Below are 17,816 nucleotides of genomic sequence, written 5' to 3'. Positions count from 1 at the left end.
ATGGTGGAATTCGAAGTCGGCTAAGCCTGTGGTCGGCCAACTGCGCTTGATCCTGTCACCATCCGAATGGGTCCGGTTCTTCGCCTGCAACCCAGACGTTTCCGGCCGTGGTCCATCCTCTGCTTTTGATCATTCTGCGTGCGGCGCGGTGGTGGCGTCCGATCAGCCGGTCAAGGTAGAGATGGCCAAGTAGGTGATCGGTTTCGTGTTGAAGGCACCGCGCCAGGTACCCATTTCCTTCGACGGAAATGGGACTTCCGTGGATATCGACACCAGTGACGCGTGCCCAGGCGCCTTCGGCGAAGAACGGTGCGATCTTGTTGTCGAATACTGTCAGTGCCGACCCGATGGCCATGTGTATGTCGATACTTGTAGATACCTAGTCGGACCCTGAAGAGGGCAGGATGGAGTTCGTTGTTCCGAAGTTCGTTCACGCGGAGAGATGGTTGTGCTGGCTCGAGGATGGTCGTGTCGGAAAGTGACCGTCTGAGCGGCAACATTTTTTGTCGTCATCGGGCACACTCGTCAGTGGAGTGTGATCGGGGACACAGTTCCTCGATTCGATCCGTCGTCGTCCGTGCATCACGAAGAATTTCGAGGAGTGCTGGTGAAGGTCAAGGCAGCAGTAGTCAAGGCGCCAGGTCAGCCCTGGGAAATCGAACAGGTTGATTTGGGTGATCCGATTTCCGGAGAAGTGCAGGTTCGGCTCGCCGCATCGGGGCTGTGCCATTCGGACGAGCACTTGCGGACAGGTGCAACCCCGCTTTCCCTCTATCCGGCCGTGGGTGGGCACGAAGGCGCCGGGGTGGTGACGAAGGTGGGGCCGGGTGTCACGAGCGTCGCCGAAGGTGATCACGTTGTGCTGGCCTTCATTCCGGCGTGTGGACGCTGTCCCTCGTGTGCGAAGGGATTGCAGAATATCTGCGACCAGGGTGCGGGACTCCTTACGGGGCAGTCTATCTCGGACAATTCGTATCGAGTCACCCTCGATGGTGAGCCCGTCATCCAGATGTGCCTGCTCGGCACGTTCTCTCCGTACGTCACGGTCAACGAGTCCTCGGTTATCAAGATCGAGAAGGACATCCCACTCGACAAGGCAGCACTGCTCGGGTGTGGTGTCGCGACCGGGTGGGGATCGGCGACGGCAATCGGCGGCGCCAAGGTCGGTGACACGGTAGTGGTGGTCGGAGTTGGCGGCGTCGGCATCAATTCCGTGCAGGGCGCTGCGTCTGCCGGTGCTCGCTTTGTCATCGCGATCGACCCGGTTGAATTCAAGCGGCAGAAGGCGATGGAATTCGGCGCAACACATACCTACGCTTCCCTCGAAGAAGCTCTTCCGGCGATCGGCGAACTCACGTGGGGCAAGATGGCCGACGTCACCGTGATCACTGTCGGTGAGATCCACGGCGACATGATTCAACCTGCTCTCAGTGCCACCGGTAAGGGCGGTCAGGTTGTGGTGGTCGGCATGGGCCATTATGCCGATTCGCAGGTGACGCTCAGCCTGTTCGAGCTGACGCTGCTCCAGAAGCGCTTGCAGGGAGCCATCTTCGGTGGTGTCGGCCCGCGTTCCCAAATTCCCAAGCTGCTCGATCACTATCGCAGTGGCGCACTCAAACTCGACGAGTTGGTGACCAACACCTACAAGCTCGAGGAGATCAACGAGGGTTACGCGGACATGCTCGCCGGAAAGAACTTGCGCGGCATGATCTTGTACACCGAGGCCGATTACTGACCTCGCTTGCGCTTGACCAGGGCTCTCCGGCATTCGTGCCGGAGAGCCCTTTTGTATGTGGGGGAATGTCCAGAATCAATTCTACTTAAGGTAGTCTTACCTAACTGAGGTAATGCAGACCTAACTAGAAAGATCGTGATGGGATTTCTGAATTCTTCGAGGCGTCGCATGTGTGCCGTTTCCGCCCTTGTGCTGACCCCCGTGTTGTTTGCAACGGCATGTGGTTCCAGTGAAGGTGCAACCACCGCGCTGTCGGGTCCGGCAACGGCTACGACATTGACCATCGCCACGGACAAGGACTCGGGTCCGCTCAATATCTTTGCCGGACAGACGGATCAGATGACCGAGATGATCTACGACAAGCTGCTGGCGCCGTCGCCGTACGTCGACGACCCGCAGCCGTGGCTTGCGACGTCGGTCGACCAGGTCAGTGCGACGACGTGGGAAGTCAAGCTGCGTGACGACGTCACCTGGCATGACGGCGAGGCCTTCACCGCTGATGACGTAGTTTTCAGCTTCCATTACATGCATTCGGCGCCGACCGGTCGCTTCACCCACCACGTCAACGACACTCCGTCGATTTCGACTGTGGAGGCGACGGCAGACGGAGGGGTGCGGTTCGTCTGCGATTACGCGTGCCCTGAACTCGGCACGGTGACCCTCGCGGATCTGCCGGTTCTCCCGGAACACATCTGGTCTTCAGTCGATCCGGCCAAAGCCAAAGAGGTAACGGCACTTCCGGTCGGAACGGGACCGTACAAGCTGGTCGAGTACAGTCCGACATCGGGCTACCGGTTCGAGGCAAATGCCGACTACTTTGCCGGAACCCCGACGGTCGACGAGATCGTCATGCCGGTCATCGCGGACTCGTCTGCGACGTTCACCGCGCTGCGTTCGGGCCAGATCGATGCCACGACACGAGCTTTGACTCCGGAGTTGATCACCGAATTCGAGAACTCCGCCGATATCTCGGTGATCAAGACTTCGCCGCTGCGATACCCGGAACTGAAGTTGAACTTCCTCGAAGCTCCGTTCAGTGACGCACAGTTCAGGACGGCGCTGAATCAGTCCGTCGATCGAGATCAGTTGCTGGAGATCGTGGGATTGGGCCAGGGGCGCCCGGCGACGCAGGGTTACGTACACCCGGACGCGCCGTACGCCAACCCCACGGAGTCGCCGTACGACGTGGACGGCGCAAAGAAGATCCTCGACGGCATGGGATATGTCGACAAGGACGGCGACGGTATTCGTGAGAATGCGGCCGGTGAGAAGCTCGCGTTCACGATTCACGTCGACGGAGGACTGTCGCCGGACGTCCGAGCGGCTGAACTGCTCACCGAGGACTTCGGAAAGGTCGGCGTGGAGACGTCGGTTGTCGCGGTCGACACTGGAACGCTGTCCGATATTGCGACCAAGAAGACCTACGACATGTACATCACCATGAATTCACCGCACGCGGTTGCGGATTCGACTCAGTTCATCATGTCGCACCGCTCCGGAAACATCTGGAAGTCTCCGTCGATCGCGTATCCCGAATTCGACGCTCTGTACGACAAGTGGAAGCTGACGGAGACCAACGAGGCGCGTCTGGCAGTTCTCGACGAGATCCAGGATCTGTACAACCGTCAGCCGACCACGATCGGCCTGTACTACCCCGACGAGTACTTCGGCGTTCGCTCCGACACCTTCGGCGGCTGGGTCGAGACGCCCGGATACGGAATCGTGCACAAGTGGTCGTTCCTGCCTCGCGAGATCAGCGCGAGCGTCAACGCCATCGCACCTGTGCGCTGATACGACGATGCCTGCGCTTCGTCGAATCGGGCAGTACCTGCTCGTGCTGTGGGCGGCAGTGACGCTGAACTTTGCGCTGCCGTACCTTTCGCCGGGAGATCCGATCAGCTACCTGTACGGCGGTGACACCGGAAATCTGGCGCCCGAGTACATCGCGCAGCTTCGTGCGGAAGCAGGCCTCGACAGATCCGTTCCGGAGCAGTACTTCTCGTTCCTGGGAGGTCTGTTCCGGGGCGATCTGGGGATGTCCATCGAGCACAACCGCCCCGTGTTCGATGTGCTGATGGAAAAGTTGCCCTGGACGCTCGCGCTGGTGGGAACCGGAATGCTCATTGCCGCCGTCATCGGTACGTTGCTCGGCACCTGGGCCGCGTGGCGTCGTGGAAGCAAGACGGAAACAGCCACTGTCACAGGCGTATTGGCAATCGATTCGATGCCGGGATTCTGGGTGGGAATGATCCTGATCGCAGTGTTCGCCGTGCAATTGGGGTGGTTTCCCTCGTACGGCGCTGTGCCGATCAACGTCAGTGGTTGGGAGTGGTTGTGGGCGGCCGCAATCCGTATGGTGCTTCCGGTGGCGACACTTGTCATTGCCAGTGTCGGTGGGTTCTTCCTGCTGGCACGGGCGTCGATGGTCGGAGTCCTGGATGAGCCGTTCATTCGACTCGCGCGTGCAAAAGGGCTGACGGAGAGACGGATTGCGCTCGGACACGCGCTGCGGAACTCCCTGTTGCCGGTGTTCACCAGTCTCACGCTGACGGTGGGAACCTTGTTGTCCGGTGCCGTGGTCGTCGAGAGCGTCTTTGCCTATCCCGGTTTGGGGAAGCTCACCTACGACGCCGTCACGACACGCGACTACCCGTTGTTGCAGGGGGCATTCCTGCTCGCAACACTCGGCATCGTCGCCGCGAATATCCTGGCCGACCTCACCTATCCGCTCATCGATCCACGGGTTCGGAGAGCGCGTGTAACCGATCGGAAAGAGGTGGCGCTGTGACGGGCACGAGGTTGTTCGGTGCAGTGTCGTCGCGTTCGAAGCGTATGGCGGTGGCCGGCGGAACGATTCTCGCGGTCTTGGTGCTGTGCGCCGTTGCCGCTCCGGTGATAGCGCCATACGATCCCGACGAGCGGGTCACGAGACCATTTGCGAGGCCGTCAGGCGCGCATTGGCTCGGGGCGGACGACGTCGGACACGACTTGTTGTCGCAACTGATCTTCGGCGCTCGGATTTCTCTGATCATCGGGGTTGTCGCGGCGCTGGCGGCAACTGTCATCGGTACTGTTGTGGGTGTTCTCGCGGGCTATTGCCGCGGCGCCGTCGATACTATTCTGATGCGCGTTGTCGATGTCATTCTGACTTTGCCGGTGCTGCCGCTGACCATCGTGATCGGCGTCTTCGTCGGGCCGGGCATGGGAACCCAGATTCTGGTGATCTCGGCAGTGCTGTGGGCCGGCCTGGCACGAGAACTGCGCTCGCAGGTTCTGTCACTTCGTGAACGGGATTACATACACGCATTGAATTCGATGGGTGCGGGGACCTGGTATGTGTTGCGCAGGCACATATCTCGTGCAGTGTTCCCGTTGGTGGTACCCCAGTTCATCCTGGCCACGAAAACGGCGATTCTCTTGGAGGCTTCGCTCGCGTTCCTCGGTCTGGGCGACGTCACCTCCGCGAGTTGGGGGTCGATGTTGGCGTTGGCCCAGTCGAGAAACGCTTTCCTCACGGATGCGTGGCTGTGGTGGATCCTGCCACCTGGCATCGCTATTGCCTTGACGGTCCTGGGTTTTGCGTTGATCGGCAATGCTCTCGAAGAACGGTCGAGGCCGGTACTGGCCCGAAAGAAGAGAGTCCAGCGCGGCGATGAGGGCCGCGCACAGACTCTTCCTGCGTCCTCTGTCTCGGTACCTGCTGAACCGCTCTCGATCGAGAATCTGACCATCTCGTACGGCCGTGATCGTCCAGGGGTGCAGGACGTCTCGCTCACGATGGCAGCACATGAAGTAATGGCATTGGTGGGCGAATCGGGCAGTGGAAAGTCCACAGTGGCCGCTGCGGCCATGGGCTTGCTCGCTCCGAGCGCCGAGATCACAGGCGGTATCGTTCGTGTCTGTGGTCAGGACGTGACGCGCATGTCGTCGGCATCGCTGCAATCTCTGCGGGGCAACAGGATTGCGCTGGTTCCGCAGGAGGCGATGAGTGCCTTGAACCCGGTTCGCACAATCGGCGATCAGTTAGTCGAAGCGGTTCGCGTGCACACGGACTGCACCCGTTCCGAGGCACGAGAGCGGTCAGCCGACCTGTTGGAGAAAGTCGGGATCGCCGCGACGCGTATCGATGCCTACCCGCATCAGTTGTCCGGCGGAATGCGTCAACGCGTGGTGATCGCCATGGCATTGGTCAACAATCCCGCTGTTCTGATTGCCGACGAACCCACCAGCGGGCTGGACGTTCTCATGGAAGATGAAATCCTGCACCTGCTGCTGAATCTACGTGCGTCGCTGGGATTGTCCCTTCTGATCATTTCGCACAATCTGCCAGTTGTGGAACGGATTGCCGATCGAATCGCGGTGATGAAGGATGGTGAGGTTGTCGAAATCGGTTCTGTCGCCGAAATTACGGGTGATCCGCAACATTCGTATACCCAGAGGTTGATCGAGGCGGTTGCGCGTCTCGAACCGGTGGCCGAATTGGAGGTCTCCCGATGACACTGCTCGAGGTCGGTAACCTGTCGGTGTCATTCCACGGTGTTCGCGCTGTCTCGGATGTATCGCTGACGGTTGCACGCGGTGAGTCCGTCGCACTGGTCGGCGGCTCGGGGGCAGGGAAGTCGACGGTGGCCAGGGTGGTTGCCGGACTGACCGTTCCGGTCGCAGGCAGTGTGACGTTCGACGGCGTGGATATCCTCGGCATACGAGGCCGAGCGGCTCGGTCCATGCGACGCGATATTCATCTGGTGTTCCAGGATCCGTATGCGTCGCTGCCACCGAGCATGACGGTGGCGGAGATCGTCGCCGAACCAATGGTGATCCACCGGATCGGCGCCAAGTCCACTCGCCGGGATGCTGTCGTGGCTGCGTTGGAATCGGTGAATTTACTTCCCGCTGAGCGATATCTAGGTCGGTACCCGCACGAGTTGTCCGGCGGTGAAAGGCAGCGCGTTGCCTTTGCCCGCGCCGTGATCGCCGGTCCTAAGCTCATTCTCGCGGATGAGCCGACCAGCGGACTCGATGCCTCGTTGCGAGTGGACATCGTTGAACTCATGAACCGGTTGTGCCAGGACCAGGGCATTGCCATCGTGCACATCACTCATGACCTCGCACTCGCCCAACGTGGATCGGATCGTGTGGTTGTGATGCAGGGCGGGCGGGTAGTCGAAAGTGGGTCGGTCTCGTCGGTCCTGGGAAGCCCCAGACATCACTACACCGCGGCCCTCGTGGCTGCGGCCGCCCGCTCGTAGCGCGGCGGGGAAGGAATTTTCATGTCTGTATTTGCACTCGTTACGATGTATCCGACAGGGGAGGGGTCACCCTTCTCGAAAGGTGAACTGGGATATGATGTTTCCTTGATCGACTGCTACTCGTTGACCGACGGCGCGTTGGCGTCGCACAGCGTGCTCGTGATCTCGTCGAACGTGGATCAGGTGCATTTGGCGCGAAACCGCGACGTGATTCGTCGATTCCTGGATGCAGGCAAGGTTGTCATCTTCAACGGGCACCTGGACCAGGACTGGCTTCCCGGGGCACGGCATTTCGAGCCGGTGCTCCCGAAGACCCGATCGCTGTATGTCGTGACCGATGTCGTCGAGCATCCGATTTTCGACGGTGTCGACAAGCGGCACATGACCGAGCGCAAGGGCGTGGCGGGATTCTTTGCCAGGGGCCATCACCCGGTTCCGGACGGGGCTGAGGTTCTGGTGCGGTTGATCGGTGGTCAACAGGTCACCTACATCGACCGAGTATCGACTGCAGGAACGATTCTGGTACACGCGACCGGCGATTTGTTCGGCTACGCCGCGGGCTTGCACAACAACACGGCTGCCAAGATTCCCCAGCAGTTGGCACACTGGGCTGCGAGCGAAGCCGACGCACTGGCGTCAAGCCCTCGTCGGCAGAGTGAGCACGTTGACGCGTGGGCGCCGATCCAGGCTTCTGCCGGCACGGGAACTGGTTCCGGCGTGGCCGCAGTGTTCGGCGGAAACTCGCATCACCACAACGCGCTGACCACTCCGAAATACGCGCAGGATCTCACCGGCGGCTTGCTGTACCTGCCGGAGTTGGCCGATACGGATCTCTCCGGGTACGACGCCGTCATCGTTCCGGAACGAATCCATCGTGGTCTGCTGAATGCTGCCGCCCCCAGGATTCTGGAATATCTTGCCGGCGGTGGAACGGTCGTTTCATTCAGCGGTGGCGAACCGCTCCCGGAGTTCCTGCCGGGTGTGCGGTGGGAACACCGTCCGACCAACTACTGGTGGTGGCTCGAGCCTGGGGCAGACCTCGGGATGAGTACTCCCCACCCGGAGCACTCGTTCTTCGAGTATCTGGGATTGTCCGACTGCACTTGGCATTTCCACGGTGCGGTACATCCACCGGCAGGCGCAGAGATACTGCTCACTCTTCCGAATGGCGACGTGCTGGCCTATGTTGATCAGGTCAGCACTCGGGGTACGTTGGTAGTTGCCACATTGGACCCGATGTCGCACTACGGCGCGTATTTCATGCCCGCAACCGAACGATTCCTCGACGGCTTCATGCCGTGGATTTCGAACTTCAGTCAAAGATCTGTAAGGACAACATCATGACCAACACTCTCTCCGTGATCGATCAGGGAACAATCCTCGACTTCACCTTCGACGACGCATTGCGATACCACGGTCCCCTCGCGCCGGGAGGTGTTGCACACGCCTACAAGGTGATCGAGCGCGCGCTCGGGGAGTTGGCCGTGGACGGAGCGGTCGAGCGCCGCGAACTGGTCATCACCACGTCACACGGCGGACCCGGCGTGCGCGACACCTTCGAACTGGTCACGCGCGCGGTCACGGAGGGGCGATACACCGTCGACAAGGCGCTTGCTCGTCCGGAGCGCGGTAACACGTTGGCGCAGTATGTCTTCCAGATCGACTACCGCGGTCAGAGTGTGACGCTGATCATTCGTGAAGGATTCGTGGTCGACGAATTCATCGAGCTTGTCGGAAAGGCTGACAGAACAGCAGACGAAGACGCACGGTTGGTAGTGCTGAAGCTCGAGATGACCGATCGTGTCATGGCAAGTCCGGCTCACCAGATCTACGACGTGGTTCCGAGCACGGTTTCGCAGTGACCCCGTCCATCGTGAATCTCGTGATGCGTGCGGGATCCACCCATCCCGGCGATTCGCGAGTCCGATACGTCGACCTGTACACCTTCGACGATCTCGATCTGTCCACGATCGATGCACTGATCGTCAGCTCTGATTGCGATCAGATCTTCCTCGAGCGGCGGCGAGAGCGCTTGACGGCCTTTGCGTCTTCCGGTGGCCGCATCGCCGTGATGGGACATGTCGTCACGGACTTTCTCGAGGGAATCGCTCTGTGGCACAAGCTGCAGTTCTCCGGTCCGAAGGACTTGGCGATCAGCGTGGGTGAATCGCACCCGGTGTGGGAGGGCGTGGACGCCGCGGAATTGACTACCCGCAAGGGTGTCTCGGGCTTCTATGCCCGCGGATACCCGCAGAAACTTCCGAGTGGAGCCGTCGTCACTACTCGTATCGGCCGAGATCAGCTGCCCCTCGACTATGTGTACCCATTGGGTGATGGCTACGTGCTGGTCCATTCGGGTAACGACCTGACGGGCTGGCAGGGCGACGCGGACACATCGTCGCGGATGACTCCGCAGTTGTTCGACTGGCTCGTCTCTCGCTGACTGCCGACACGCAACGGTGCCCGTATCAAATGAAATACATTGATACGGGCACCGTTCTTCGATTGGCGAACGATCAGGTGTGATCGACCCAGCGCAGTAGCGCATAGAGGAATCGCGTCGAGCCTGGCATGAAGTTGTTGCCGTGGTGATACGTCGGATCCAGTGTCGTGGCGATGATGCGGCCAGGTGTCGAGGTGGTGTCCTCGAAGAGCATCATGCCGGCATCATGTGGGTTGCCGTTTGCGTCAGGCTCCTCCGAAATCAGGAGGGGGACAACGTCTGCGTCGGTATGAAGGAGTCCGTGGTGGTGCCAGATCACAGACTTCGTGGTGAGATACTTCCACGATTCGTGGTCGTGGCTGCGCGTGCGGATCAACGGATCCTCGCCGGTTCGCCACCACCAGAAGTTGGTCGGACGCGGGCTCCAGGTCACGCCGGGAAGCCAGGTGTGCGCCGCATTTTCACCCAGCACGACAAGCGTGCCACCACGTTCGGCGACTGCCAGGAACTCGGCGGCATGCTTGCGGAGTAGCTCCGGATGCAAACGATCGGCAAGAATCAGCGTCGTGACGTCGTCGAGGTCGCCAGGCTGTAGATCAGCGAGGTAATGGAAGTCCGGCTGGTGCGCGACAACGGCTGGATCCTTGAGCGTCTGAAGATGAAAGTGTGAGCCGCCGTGTACCAGTGCGAGGTTGCGAGTGGACAGGGGAGCGCGGTCGGTGCGGTTGAATGCTTCGAGAGTGGTTGTTTCGATGGTGGTCATCAGATTTCCGTTCGGTCGAGCTGAGCAAGCCAGGAAAGCAGCTGGGGGTAGACCCGTGCGGACGTATTCGGATCGGACTGGAACACAGCCAGATCGATTCCTGCGTGTACCAGCACTTCGCCCTTGCCGAGTGGGTAGACGTAGTCGACGGGCAGGCCGTGACGGCCGATGTAATTGGTGACGATGGCGTTGTCCGGAAGTTTCTGACTGTAACCGCGACCGTAGAAGCCGGAGACCTCCTTGCGGAAACTGAGATCGGCGGGATCGACTCCTTCCCAGACGGGGTGGGGGCTGCCGGCCGAGATTGCCAGATCCTTGGGGCCGGAGTACTGCAGTTTGCGCCACTGTCCCAGTCCGGGAAGGAAATCCGTCAGGGGATGGCCCATGATCGCGATCCGGCCGCCGTCCATTACGAAGTCTGTGAGGACGTCCTTGCGTCGTTCCAAATAGATCTGATCGCAGTTGCCGTTGACGATGAGTCCGGTAACGGTGGTCAAGTCCAGTGCGTCGAGTTCGTAGAGGTCTACGTTGCGGACGACATCCGTGTCCGACGTGCCACCGGCCATGCCGGCGTTGGAGCCCATCACGAAGTGCAGAACCGGAGTTGTTGCGTGTGTTGCGGTGGTCATGTGAGCGAACTTTCTGTGAGGCGAAGGTCGTTTCCGGCCACCGCAAAATTGTCGTAGCGCGTGTAGACCACGGTGCGGGGCTTCCCGCGGTCGTCGACCGTGTCGGTGACGACGTCGATGTCGTAGAGCCGCGACAGGGTTTCGCCCGTCACAAGAGTTTCCACTCGGCCGACGACGATTTCCTCGGGGCTGAACATGATTACCGCGTCGCCGCCGAGATGGAGCGCGTGATCGGGGTGATGTGTGGTCAGCAGGATGCCCATTCCTTCCGCTGCGAGTTCACGCAGAAGCCCCAGTACGTGCGCTTGGTTCCGGAGGTCGAGTGCCGAGACGGGTTCGTCGAGGATCATGAAGGTGCAGTCGGTGTTGAGTGCACGGGCGATCAGGACCAGTTGTCGTTGCCCACCGGACAGTTCGGTGAAATGCGATGCGGCGAGATGATCGATGCCGACTCGTTCGAGTACCGCCCGAGTCTGTGCCACATCGGCTTTGCTGGGAGTTCCGAAGGTCGACACCTTTTTCGCTCGCCCCATCAGCACCATGTCGAAGACCGTGTAGGCAAAACTGGAACCCGTGGCCTGCGGGACGTAGCCGATGTTCGGATGCTTGAGAACCCGACCTTCCTCCGGCGTGGACAACCCGGCAATACACCGCAGTAGCGTGGTCTTGCCCTTGCCGTTGGGGCCGAGGATCGACGTGATCGAGCCCGACGTGATGGTGAGGTTCGTGTGACGAAATACCCAGTCCTGGCCTGGATACCGGAATCCGAGATCAACCAGCTCAAGCATCGATGAACGCCCTTCTGCTCGACTTGCGAAGGAGAACGACAAATACCGGCGCACCGATGATTGCTGTCAGGATTCCCAGTGGGATCTCGCCCGGACTGATCGTGCGTGACAGCGTGTCGATCACCGTCAGGTACGCAGCGCCGAGAACAAACGTCGTCGGCATCGAGATGCGGTGATCCGGGCCGACCCACAGCCGGGCCAGATGCGGAACAACCAGGCCGACCCAGCCGATCACACCGGACACAGCAACTGCACCTGCCGTCATGAACGCCACCATGACCAGAAGCAGCATGCGCAGCCGGTGCGGTTTCACACCGAGCGACGCGGCGTCGTCGTCGCCGAGCGAGAGGATGTTCACTCGCCAGCGCAACCCGAGGATGACCGCGCTGCCGAGAAGGATGGGAACGGCGGCAATTGCCACCTTGCCCATGTCGGCAGTGGCCAAAGAGCCCATGAGCCAGAAGACAATTGACGGAAGTGTGCTGTACGGATCGGCGAGGTAGGTGATCAACGAGACCAGTGCCGAGAAAAACGCACTGGTTACCACGCCGCCGAGCACGATCATGAGAATCGAACTGCCTGAACGGGTTTTTCCGATCGCCATCACCATGATCAGGGCGGCGATACCGAAGATGAATGCTCCACCGACCAGGAATGCCGAACCGAGTCCGAGCATCAGGACGAGGACTCCGCCGAAGGAAGCGCCCGACGAGACGCCCAGAACCTGGGGGCTTACCAAAGGGTTCCGGAATACTGCTTGCAGGGCGGAACCACCCAGGGCGAGGCCGCCGCCGACCAGCATTCCGAGCAGAAGTCGCGGGAACCGCACGCCGAGAACAACTTGCGATTCGACATCGGTCCACGTCTGCTCGAGCGGTATCACCCGATTGATGAGGATGCGGGCGACCTCGTTGACCGGGATCGTGTACCGGCCGATGGCAAGGGCTGCCAGACCGATCGCGAGGATTCCGAACGTCAAGATCAGTGGAACGGCGAAAGCTCTGTACCGGGGGGACCTTCCGGCGGACTTCTCGCTATCGGAGGCTGCCGCGTTGGGCTCAAGCGCGGAACGAGTCATATCCGGTGCTCACCTGATTGGACTCGAGATGCAGGATTCGATCGATTTCGGCGTCGGTGACGTCGTAGGCGTACAGCGACGTGTACGTCTCACGAATGCGATTACGCAGATCGAGATCGAGCTTCGCTTCGGGATAAAAGATCTCAGCGACCCAGAGCCACATCAGGTTCGACTCGTTGCACGGCGGATCCCAGGAGAATCCGCCGATCGGCGCCTTGTAGACGCGCTTGTTCTTCACTGCACTCAACGATGCCCAGTTGGGGTCGTCGTAGATGTCCTGCGGGGTGGCTGCATCGAAGTTTCCGAGAACCAGGACTTCGGGATCCCACGTGAGGATCTGCTCCTTGGTGACGGCTACGCTCGTGCCTTTTCCGGCACCACGGGCGACGTTCTTGCCGCCGGCGAGGGTGATCCAGAAGTCCATGTACGTGTTGTCGGCGGACACCTTGGTCTCGGGAGTGCTGTAGAAGTACATCGCTCGAGGCGCCTTGGCGGTATTGGCAGCGGCAATGGATTCGACGGTCTTGCGGTCAGTTGCCATGCGCGCGAGGATTTCCTGCGCCTCTTCCTTCTTGTCGAGAAGGTCACCGAAGATGTTGATCCAGGCTTCGAGATCTTCCTGCGTGCCGTACTTGAGGAGGATGACCTTGAGGCCCGCGTTGCGAAGCGGTGCAACAATGTCGTCGCCCTTGTCGCCCCACTGGATGACGACATCCGGGTTGAGGGAGAGAATCTGTTCGACGTTCGGGACGAAGTCGGGTCCCGAAACGACTGGGGTATTGAGGAATTCGGGGAACATCACTCCGAGCATGCCGTTCTTGGCAAGCGAGATCGCGCTCGAGTTGACGCCGACGTTGCGCGAGATCGACTGATCGGAACCGGCAATCATCGACGGAACGGGGATGATTGCGGACGCGATCCGGCCGACCGGGGTGTCGAAGGTAATCGTGTTCTGGTACTGATCCACTACGGTAAACGGACCGGTGCTCGTGCCGGTCGACGCAGTCTCGGACACCGGCGTCCGAGACGAGCACGCTGTAACGCCGAAAGCTCCGAGTGCTGCCGCTGCGACGCCCATCGAGCGGATGAGTTGGCGCCGCGTCAGGGCGCCGGCAAGAGGGGACGGGGTGTGCTTCGGGGGCATGGTTTCTCCGAAAAGACTTGGCGTGGTGATGGTTATCGAAAACTGAAATCAATTTCTAGCGGGAGTAAAGCTAGCATAGCCTTGCTAAGGGTTGACTTGCCTAATTTTGTGGCGCGATAGACATGACAAAGACCGCCCGACCCGTCTGGCGGACGGTTCGGGCGGTCTTGTTGTCAGAAGTGCTGGTAGGTCAGTGCTGGTGGGTCAGTACTGGTGGGTCAGCGACCTGCAAACATCTTGATGCGTTGCTCGCGACTGCGTTCGAGGTGAGCCCGCATATGTTCGCGGGCGGACTTCTCGTCGCGACCTCGGATTGCGGCCAGGATGTCCTGATGTTCGGAGTTCAGTAGGTCGGGTTCACCGTAGTTGGACGGCGGGCCGCTGTCGTAGATCCGCAGTTGGGTAGTCAATCTGATCAGAAGTGACGTGATCGTCGCGTTGTGTGCAGACTGCCAGAGTGCTTCGTGGAACTTGAAATTGCCGGCCCGAATCGCGGCGCCGTCGGTGGCCGTGCAGCACTGTTCGTGAAGCCCTTCGAGGCGTGCAAGATCCAGTTCGGTGTGGCGCAGCGCGGCCGCCCCGGCGGCTTCGGATTCCAAAGCCACTCGCGCAGCATAGATTTCGATCACATCTTCCGGTGTTCCGGAACGTACGCGGAATCCGCGGGCGGCGCGCTCGAGCAGGCCGTCGTGCGCAAGCCAATTGAGGGCTTCCCGGATAGGAGTGCGGGAAGCGCCGTAGGTTTCACACAATTGGGTTTCGTGGAGTGGAGCGCCCTGGGCAAATTTTCCGTCGAGGATGTCGGCGCGCAAGCGAAGATACTGGCGGGAAGTTTGATCGGAACGTCCCAGTGCTGCCTCCGGCACCAGTATGTCTGCGCTGGTCGTGGTTTCCTCGACGCCCATGTTTCCCCGTTCCTTCTTCGTGAGTGAAGCGCGTTTGATTATGCCACTGACAACGCGTGAGTACTTGCGTATACGCTAGTACTCACATAAGTTCGTGGACGTTGATTTCGGTTCGGTGGGTTTCGGCTCACGTGGTTGCAGCTACGGAAGAGGTGCGTCGGTGACACAAACTTCGGTCACACCGTTGATCGGCAGTGAGACGCTGTCGCAACTGCTGCCTGGCGGCAACGTCGTAGTTCTCGACGCCACTGTTCATTTCCCGCCCGCGCGTTTCGACGGTGACTACCGCCCCGAGTCGGGCTACGCAGGCTGGACCGAGGCTCATATCCCGGGATCCCGCCACGTCGACCTCATGACAACGTTCTCCGATCGCGGCGCATCGTTGCATTTCACCAAGCCCACGGCCGAGCAACTGGCGCTCGACCTGGCGGCGGCCGGGGTCGGGGCGGGCGCAACGATCGTGATCTACGACCAAGGCTCGATGACCTGGGCGTCGCGGCTGTGGTGGGTACTACGCAACGCGGGAATCGACGCGCGGGTCCTCGACGGCGGACTCGCCGCCTGGACGTGGAACGGATTTGCGGTCGAATCAGGGGAGGAACGAGCATCTGCGCAGGTTGTTGCGGCCTGGGACGTCGCCGATCTGGACTTGTGGGTTGATCGCGACGATGTCGCAGCGGTCTCGGCCGGCACTTCGGAAGGCACGCTTGTCTGTGCATTGTCCCCGGAACAATTTGCCGGAACCGAGAAAACGAGATACTCGCGGCGCGGGCATATCCCGGGAAGCCGGAATCTGTCGGCAAAAAGCCTGCTGGACAACAATGGATTGATGCTGCCGGCCACGGATCTCGCGTCGCGGGCGCACGTGCTGTCGGCGAGTGCCGCTCCAATCATCATCTATTGCGGCGGCGGCGTTTCCGCGTGCCTGACCGCGCTCGGCCTGGTGATGAGCGGGTACGACGCCATCAAGGTGTACGACGGTTCCCTCGAGGAATGGACAGCTGACCCCAACCTGCCGATGGTTGCGGGAACCGGGCCCACCGAAAGCGATCGATGTCGCGAGTCCTGATCGCCCGGCCCCGTACCGACCTCACATTCTCGAAGGAAAACCCATGTCTGACATCAATACGGCCGATATTTCTGCAGAAACTGTTGCTTCGGCTCTCGATGCGCTTCGTGCGCAGGTGCCGCTCGTTCAATCACTGACCAACATCGTCTCGGCCAACTTCCTGACCAATGTTCTTCTGGCGGCAGGGGCAAGCAACGCGCATATCGACAATGTGCACGAATCGGCCGGTTTTGCAGCGATCGCCGGGGGAGTGCTGGTCAATCTCGGAACTCCTGACGACGCGACTGCCGCGGCTTTCCGTGTTGCCGCCGAAGCAGCCCAGGCCGCAGGCACACCTTGGGTTCTCGACCCGGTCGGTGTCGGTGGATTGCCCTGGCGCAGCGAGATTGCCGTGGACCTCCTTCAGTTCCGTCCGACCGCAATCCGCGGTAATGCGTCGGAGATCATCGCGCTCGCCGGTCTGGGCGGAGACACCCGTGGCGTCGACAGCGCATCCGATTCGGTCGACGCTGTTCCCGCAGCGCTCGCTCTGTTGAAGTACGCGGACGCCGTATCTGCCTCGGGCCCGGTCGATTACGTTGTCGGGCGCGACCGTGACGGCGGCGTCGTCGGTGTCAAGATTTCGGGCGGCAGCGCGCTTCTTCCCCGTGTCACCAGCACGGGATGCTCGTTGGGTGGCCTTGTTGCTGCGTATCTTGCTGTGGCGCAGACCCCGTTGGAAGGACTTGTTGCGGCCCACACTCACGTTGCCGTTGCGTCCGAGATTGCCGAAGCGAACTCCACCGGCCCCGGATCTTTTGCGGTCGCCTACCTGGACGCGCTCTACGCCGTAGACGCCGACACCATTCGTGCGCGAGCTCGCGTCGAATCCTTCGAACTGCCGACCGGAGTGCAGAACTGATGAGCGTCAAGACTTTCTGGTACCTCACCCAGGCGGACGGTGACTACCCGTGGAGCCCCGGCGGGTTGTACCCAGTGGACGGCGCGCGGCAGATCGAACTTGCCAAGACGATCGACGACGGCGGATTCGAAGGTGCACTGGTAGCGACCTGGCCGAACGATCCGTTCATTTCCGCGACCTGGGCAGCAGCTCACACCAGTCGCATGAAGTTCCTGGTCGCGATCTACGCGAACATGACACCGGCACGGCTGCTGGCCGAGAAGGCCCTGACCTTCGACGCTTTCAGCGGTGGCAGGTTGATGATCAACTCGGTCAACGGCCGCGAGAACATCCTGACCAAGTACGACATGAACGTCGACCACGATCAGCGGTATGAACTGGGCGAGCAGTACTGGGCTGATTTCCGACGCATCTACGCCGAGGGCACCGAGTCCAACTTCCCGAACACACCGCTGCGGATCGATGCACCGGTGGGACACCAGGTTCCGCTGTGGGGAACCGGGGATTCTCCTGCAGGTCTGGCCAATTCAGGCAAGGTCCTCGACACGTACCTGGCGATGCTCCGCGAGACCTCCTTCATCGAGGAGAAGTTCTCGGCCGCTCGGGACGCGGCAACTGCCGCAGGACGCGAATTCACAGACTTCGGTGCCCTGACCGGAGTGATCGTACGGCCCACGAAAGACGAAGCGCTCGAACGGTTCCGATCGCTGTTCGAGAAGACGGGCATCGAGCAGATTGCCCATGTTCTCGACAACGCGGTGCGTCGACGCACACACGGCGCGCAGGATCTCAAGACCTTCACCGCCCGCGACTCGCAGCGCCAAGGGTGGGTCGATGCAATCGCGGCCGGTCGGCTCCCCGAACCTGAAGACCTGTATGTCGGTGACGGACTCTATGCCGGCATTACCGCGTGGTCTCCACTCGATATCTTCGGAACCGGTTCGTCGGCGGTCTACTACGTTGGCGACCCCGATTCGATCACCGATTCGGTGCGCACCCTTCGCCGGCGTACCGGCCTGACCGCACTCATTCTTGCGGGATGGCCCCTGATCGAAGAAGCAAAATGGGTGTCGGAATACCTGATTCCGCGGTTCGACGAACTGGACTGAGTA

At 60.8% G+C, this 17,816-nt stretch carries 17 protein-coding genes and 1 pseudogene; 11 read left to right on the top strand and 7 right to left on the bottom strand.

What is annotated here, in order from left to right; genetic code table 11:
- Window positions 1-55: 55 nt before the first annotated feature.
- Window positions 56-289 (bottom strand): annotated as a pseudogene (locus ACFRFQ_RS14580) (peptide deformylase); the annotation flags it as partial.
- Between the two features lie 318 nt (window positions 290-607).
- On the opposite strand from ACFRFQ_RS14580, the gene ACFRFQ_RS14575 reads away from it, so the two are divergent.
- The 8 genes from ACFRFQ_RS14575 (at window position 608) to ACFRFQ_RS14540 (ending at window position 9,427) form a co-directional block, all read left to right on the top strand.
- Window positions 608-1,735, top strand: coding sequence for an NDMA-dependent alcohol dehydrogenase (locus ACFRFQ_RS14575; RefSeq protein WP_378658677.1), 1,128 nt, complete (start codon window positions 608-610; stop codon window positions 1,733-1,735).
- Window positions 1,736-1,903: 168 nt separating this feature from the next.
- Complete coding sequence (locus tag ACFRFQ_RS14570) at window positions 1,904-3,526, top strand: ABC transporter substrate-binding protein (RefSeq protein ID WP_378658674.1); 1,623 nt, start codon at window positions 1,904-1,906, stop codon at window positions 3,524-3,526.
- A gap of 7 nt (window positions 3,527-3,533) precedes the next feature.
- Entirely contained in the window at window positions 3,534-4,523 is a 990-nt protein-coding gene (locus ACFRFQ_RS14565) for an ABC transporter permease (RefSeq protein ID WP_378658672.1), read from the top strand.
- Window positions 4,520-6,232 (top strand): dipeptide/oligopeptide/nickel ABC transporter permease/ATP-binding protein, encoded by a 1,713-nt coding sequence (locus tag ACFRFQ_RS14560; RefSeq protein ID WP_378658669.1) that lies wholly within the window; start codon window positions 4,520-4,522, stop codon window positions 6,230-6,232. The genes ACFRFQ_RS14565 and ACFRFQ_RS14560 overlap by 4 nt, the downstream gene beginning before the upstream one ends.
- Window positions 6,229-6,984: a dipeptide/oligopeptide/nickel ABC transporter ATP-binding protein gene (locus ACFRFQ_RS14555; protein ID WP_378658667.1), complete on the top strand. Its 756-nt coding sequence runs from the start codon at window positions 6,229-6,231 to the stop codon at window positions 6,982-6,984. The genes ACFRFQ_RS14560 and ACFRFQ_RS14555 overlap by 4 nt, the downstream gene beginning before the upstream one ends.
- Window positions 6,985-7,005: 21 nt before the next feature.
- Window positions 7,006-8,328, top strand: a complete 1,323-nt coding sequence (locus ACFRFQ_RS14550) for a hypothetical protein (protein WP_378658664.1) — start codon at window positions 7,006-7,008, stop codon at window positions 8,326-8,328.
- Window positions 8,325-8,846: a hypothetical protein gene (locus ACFRFQ_RS14545; RefSeq protein WP_378658661.1), complete on the top strand. Its 522-nt coding sequence runs from the start codon at window positions 8,325-8,327 to the stop codon at window positions 8,844-8,846. Before ACFRFQ_RS14550 ends, ACFRFQ_RS14545 begins: the two co-directional genes overlap by 4 nt.
- Window positions 8,843-9,427, top strand: a complete 585-nt coding sequence (locus tag ACFRFQ_RS14540; RefSeq protein ID WP_378658658.1) for a hypothetical protein — start codon at window positions 8,843-8,845, stop codon at window positions 9,425-9,427. Before ACFRFQ_RS14545 ends, ACFRFQ_RS14540 begins: the two co-directional genes overlap by 4 nt.
- Window positions 9,428-9,500: 73 nt before the next feature.
- On the opposite strand, the gene ACFRFQ_RS14535 is transcribed toward ACFRFQ_RS14540, so the two are convergent.
- The 6 genes from ACFRFQ_RS14535 to ACFRFQ_RS14510 all read right to left on the bottom strand — a co-directional run bounded on the left by ACFRFQ_RS14535 (window position 9,501) and on the right by ACFRFQ_RS14510 (window position 14,734).
- Complete coding sequence (locus ACFRFQ_RS14535) at window positions 9,501-10,190, bottom strand: hypothetical protein (protein ID WP_378658656.1); 690 nt, start codon at window positions 10,188-10,190, stop codon at window positions 9,501-9,503.
- The gene (locus tag ACFRFQ_RS14530) at window positions 10,190-10,819 is read right to left on the bottom strand and encodes a hypothetical protein (RefSeq protein WP_378658653.1); all 630 of its coding nucleotides are present in this window, start codon (window positions 10,817-10,819) and stop codon (window positions 10,190-10,192) included. The genes ACFRFQ_RS14535 and ACFRFQ_RS14530 overlap by 1 nt, the downstream gene beginning before the upstream one ends.
- On the bottom strand, window positions 10,816-11,607 hold the full coding sequence (locus tag ACFRFQ_RS14525; protein ID WP_378658651.1) for an ABC transporter ATP-binding protein: 792 nt from the start codon (window positions 11,605-11,607) through the stop codon (window positions 10,816-10,818). The genes ACFRFQ_RS14530 and ACFRFQ_RS14525 overlap by 4 nt, the downstream gene beginning before the upstream one ends.
- On the bottom strand, window positions 11,600-12,685 hold the full coding sequence (locus ACFRFQ_RS14520; RefSeq protein ID WP_378658648.1) for a FecCD family ABC transporter permease: 1,086 nt from the start codon (window positions 12,683-12,685) through the stop codon (window positions 11,600-11,602). Before ACFRFQ_RS14520 ends, ACFRFQ_RS14525 begins: the two co-directional genes overlap by 8 nt.
- On the bottom strand, window positions 12,666-13,829 hold the full coding sequence (locus ACFRFQ_RS14515; RefSeq protein ID WP_378658645.1) for an ABC transporter substrate-binding protein: 1,164 nt from the start codon (window positions 13,827-13,829) through the stop codon (window positions 12,666-12,668). Before ACFRFQ_RS14515 ends, ACFRFQ_RS14520 begins: the two co-directional genes overlap by 20 nt.
- A gap of 218 nt (window positions 13,830-14,047) precedes the next feature.
- Window positions 14,048-14,734, bottom strand: a complete 687-nt coding sequence (locus ACFRFQ_RS14510; protein WP_378658642.1) for a GntR family transcriptional regulator — start codon at window positions 14,732-14,734, stop codon at window positions 14,048-14,050.
- Between the two features lie 160 nt (window positions 14,735-14,894).
- On the opposite strand from ACFRFQ_RS14510, the gene ACFRFQ_RS14505 reads away from it, so the two are divergent.
- Genes ACFRFQ_RS14505 through ACFRFQ_RS14495 form a run of 3 tightly spaced genes read left to right on the top strand, consistent with a single transcriptional unit; the run spans window position 14,895 to window position 17,813 of the window.
- The gene (locus tag ACFRFQ_RS14505; protein WP_378658639.1) at window positions 14,895-15,803 is read left to right on the top strand and encodes a sulfurtransferase; all 909 of its coding nucleotides are present in this window, start codon (window positions 14,895-14,897) and stop codon (window positions 15,801-15,803) included.
- Window positions 15,804-15,846: 43 nt separating this feature from the next.
- A complete protein-coding gene (gene thiM / locus ACFRFQ_RS14500; protein WP_378658637.1) occupies window positions 15,847-16,704 on the top strand; it encodes a hydroxyethylthiazole kinase in 858 nt (285 codons plus the stop codon).
- The gene (locus tag ACFRFQ_RS14495; protein WP_378658634.1) at window positions 16,704-17,813 is read left to right on the top strand and encodes an LLM class flavin-dependent oxidoreductase; all 1,110 of its coding nucleotides are present in this window, start codon (window positions 16,704-16,706) and stop codon (window positions 17,811-17,813) included. The genes thiM and ACFRFQ_RS14495 overlap by 1 nt, the downstream gene beginning before the upstream one ends.
- Window positions 17,814-17,816 lie beyond the last annotated feature (3 nt).

Source organism: Rhodococcus sp. NPDC056743, assembly GCF_042790355.1.
Lineage (GTDB): Bacteria > Actinomycetota > Actinomycetes > Mycobacteriales > Mycobacteriaceae > Rhodococcus_F.
The sequence above is the reverse complement of the archived record's forward strand: the minus strand, read 5'-3'. Positions and strand labels throughout refer to the sequence as shown.

What these genes read in the sequence shown, in the direction of transcription:
- ACFRFQ_RS14570 (WP_378658674.1), top strand. Translation starts at nt 1,904, where the DNA reads ATGTGTGCCGTTTCCGCCCTTGTGCTGACCCCCGTGTTGTTTGCAACG.
- ACFRFQ_RS14565 (WP_378658672.1), top strand. Translation starts at nt 3,534, where the DNA reads ATGCCTGCGCTTCGTCGAATCGGGCAGTACCTGCTCGTGCTGTGGGCG.
- ACFRFQ_RS14555 (WP_378658667.1), top strand. Translation starts at nt 6,229, where the DNA reads ATGACACTGCTCGAGGTCGGTAACCTGTCGGTGTCATTCCACGGTGTT.
- ACFRFQ_RS14550 (WP_378658664.1), top strand. Translation starts at nt 7,006, where the DNA reads ATGTCTGTATTTGCACTCGTTACGATGTATCCGACAGGGGAGGGGTCA.
- ACFRFQ_RS14545 (WP_378658661.1), top strand. Translation starts at nt 8,325, where the DNA reads ATGACCAACACTCTCTCCGTGATCGATCAGGGAACAATCCTCGACTTC.
- ACFRFQ_RS14535 (WP_378658656.1), bottom strand. Translation starts at nt 10,190, where the DNA reads ATGACCACCATCGAAACAACCACTCTCGAAGCATTCAACCGCACCGAC.
- ACFRFQ_RS14530 (WP_378658653.1), bottom strand. Translation starts at nt 10,819, where the DNA reads ATGACCACCGCAACACACGCAACAACTCCGGTTCTGCACTTCGTGATG.
- ACFRFQ_RS14525 (WP_378658651.1), bottom strand. Translation starts at nt 11,607, where the DNA reads ATGCTTGAGCTGGTTGATCTCGGATTCCGGTATCCAGGCCAGGACTGG.
- ACFRFQ_RS14520 (WP_378658648.1), bottom strand. Translation starts at nt 12,685, where the DNA reads ATGACTCGTTCCGCGCTTGAGCCCAACGCGGCAGCCTCCGATAGCGAG.
- ACFRFQ_RS14515 (WP_378658645.1), bottom strand. Translation starts at nt 13,829, where the DNA reads ATGCCCCCGAAGCACACCCCGTCCCCTCTTGCCGGCGCCCTGACGCGG.
- ACFRFQ_RS14510 (WP_378658642.1), bottom strand. Translation starts at nt 14,734, where the DNA reads ATGGGCGTCGAGGAAACCACGACCAGCGCAGACATACTGGTGCCGGAG.
- thiM (WP_378658637.1), top strand. Translation starts at nt 15,847, where the DNA reads ATGTCTGACATCAATACGGCCGATATTTCTGCAGAAACTGTTGCTTCG.
- ACFRFQ_RS14495 (WP_378658634.1), top strand. Translation starts at nt 16,704, where the DNA reads ATGAGCGTCAAGACTTTCTGGTACCTCACCCAGGCGGACGGTGACTAC.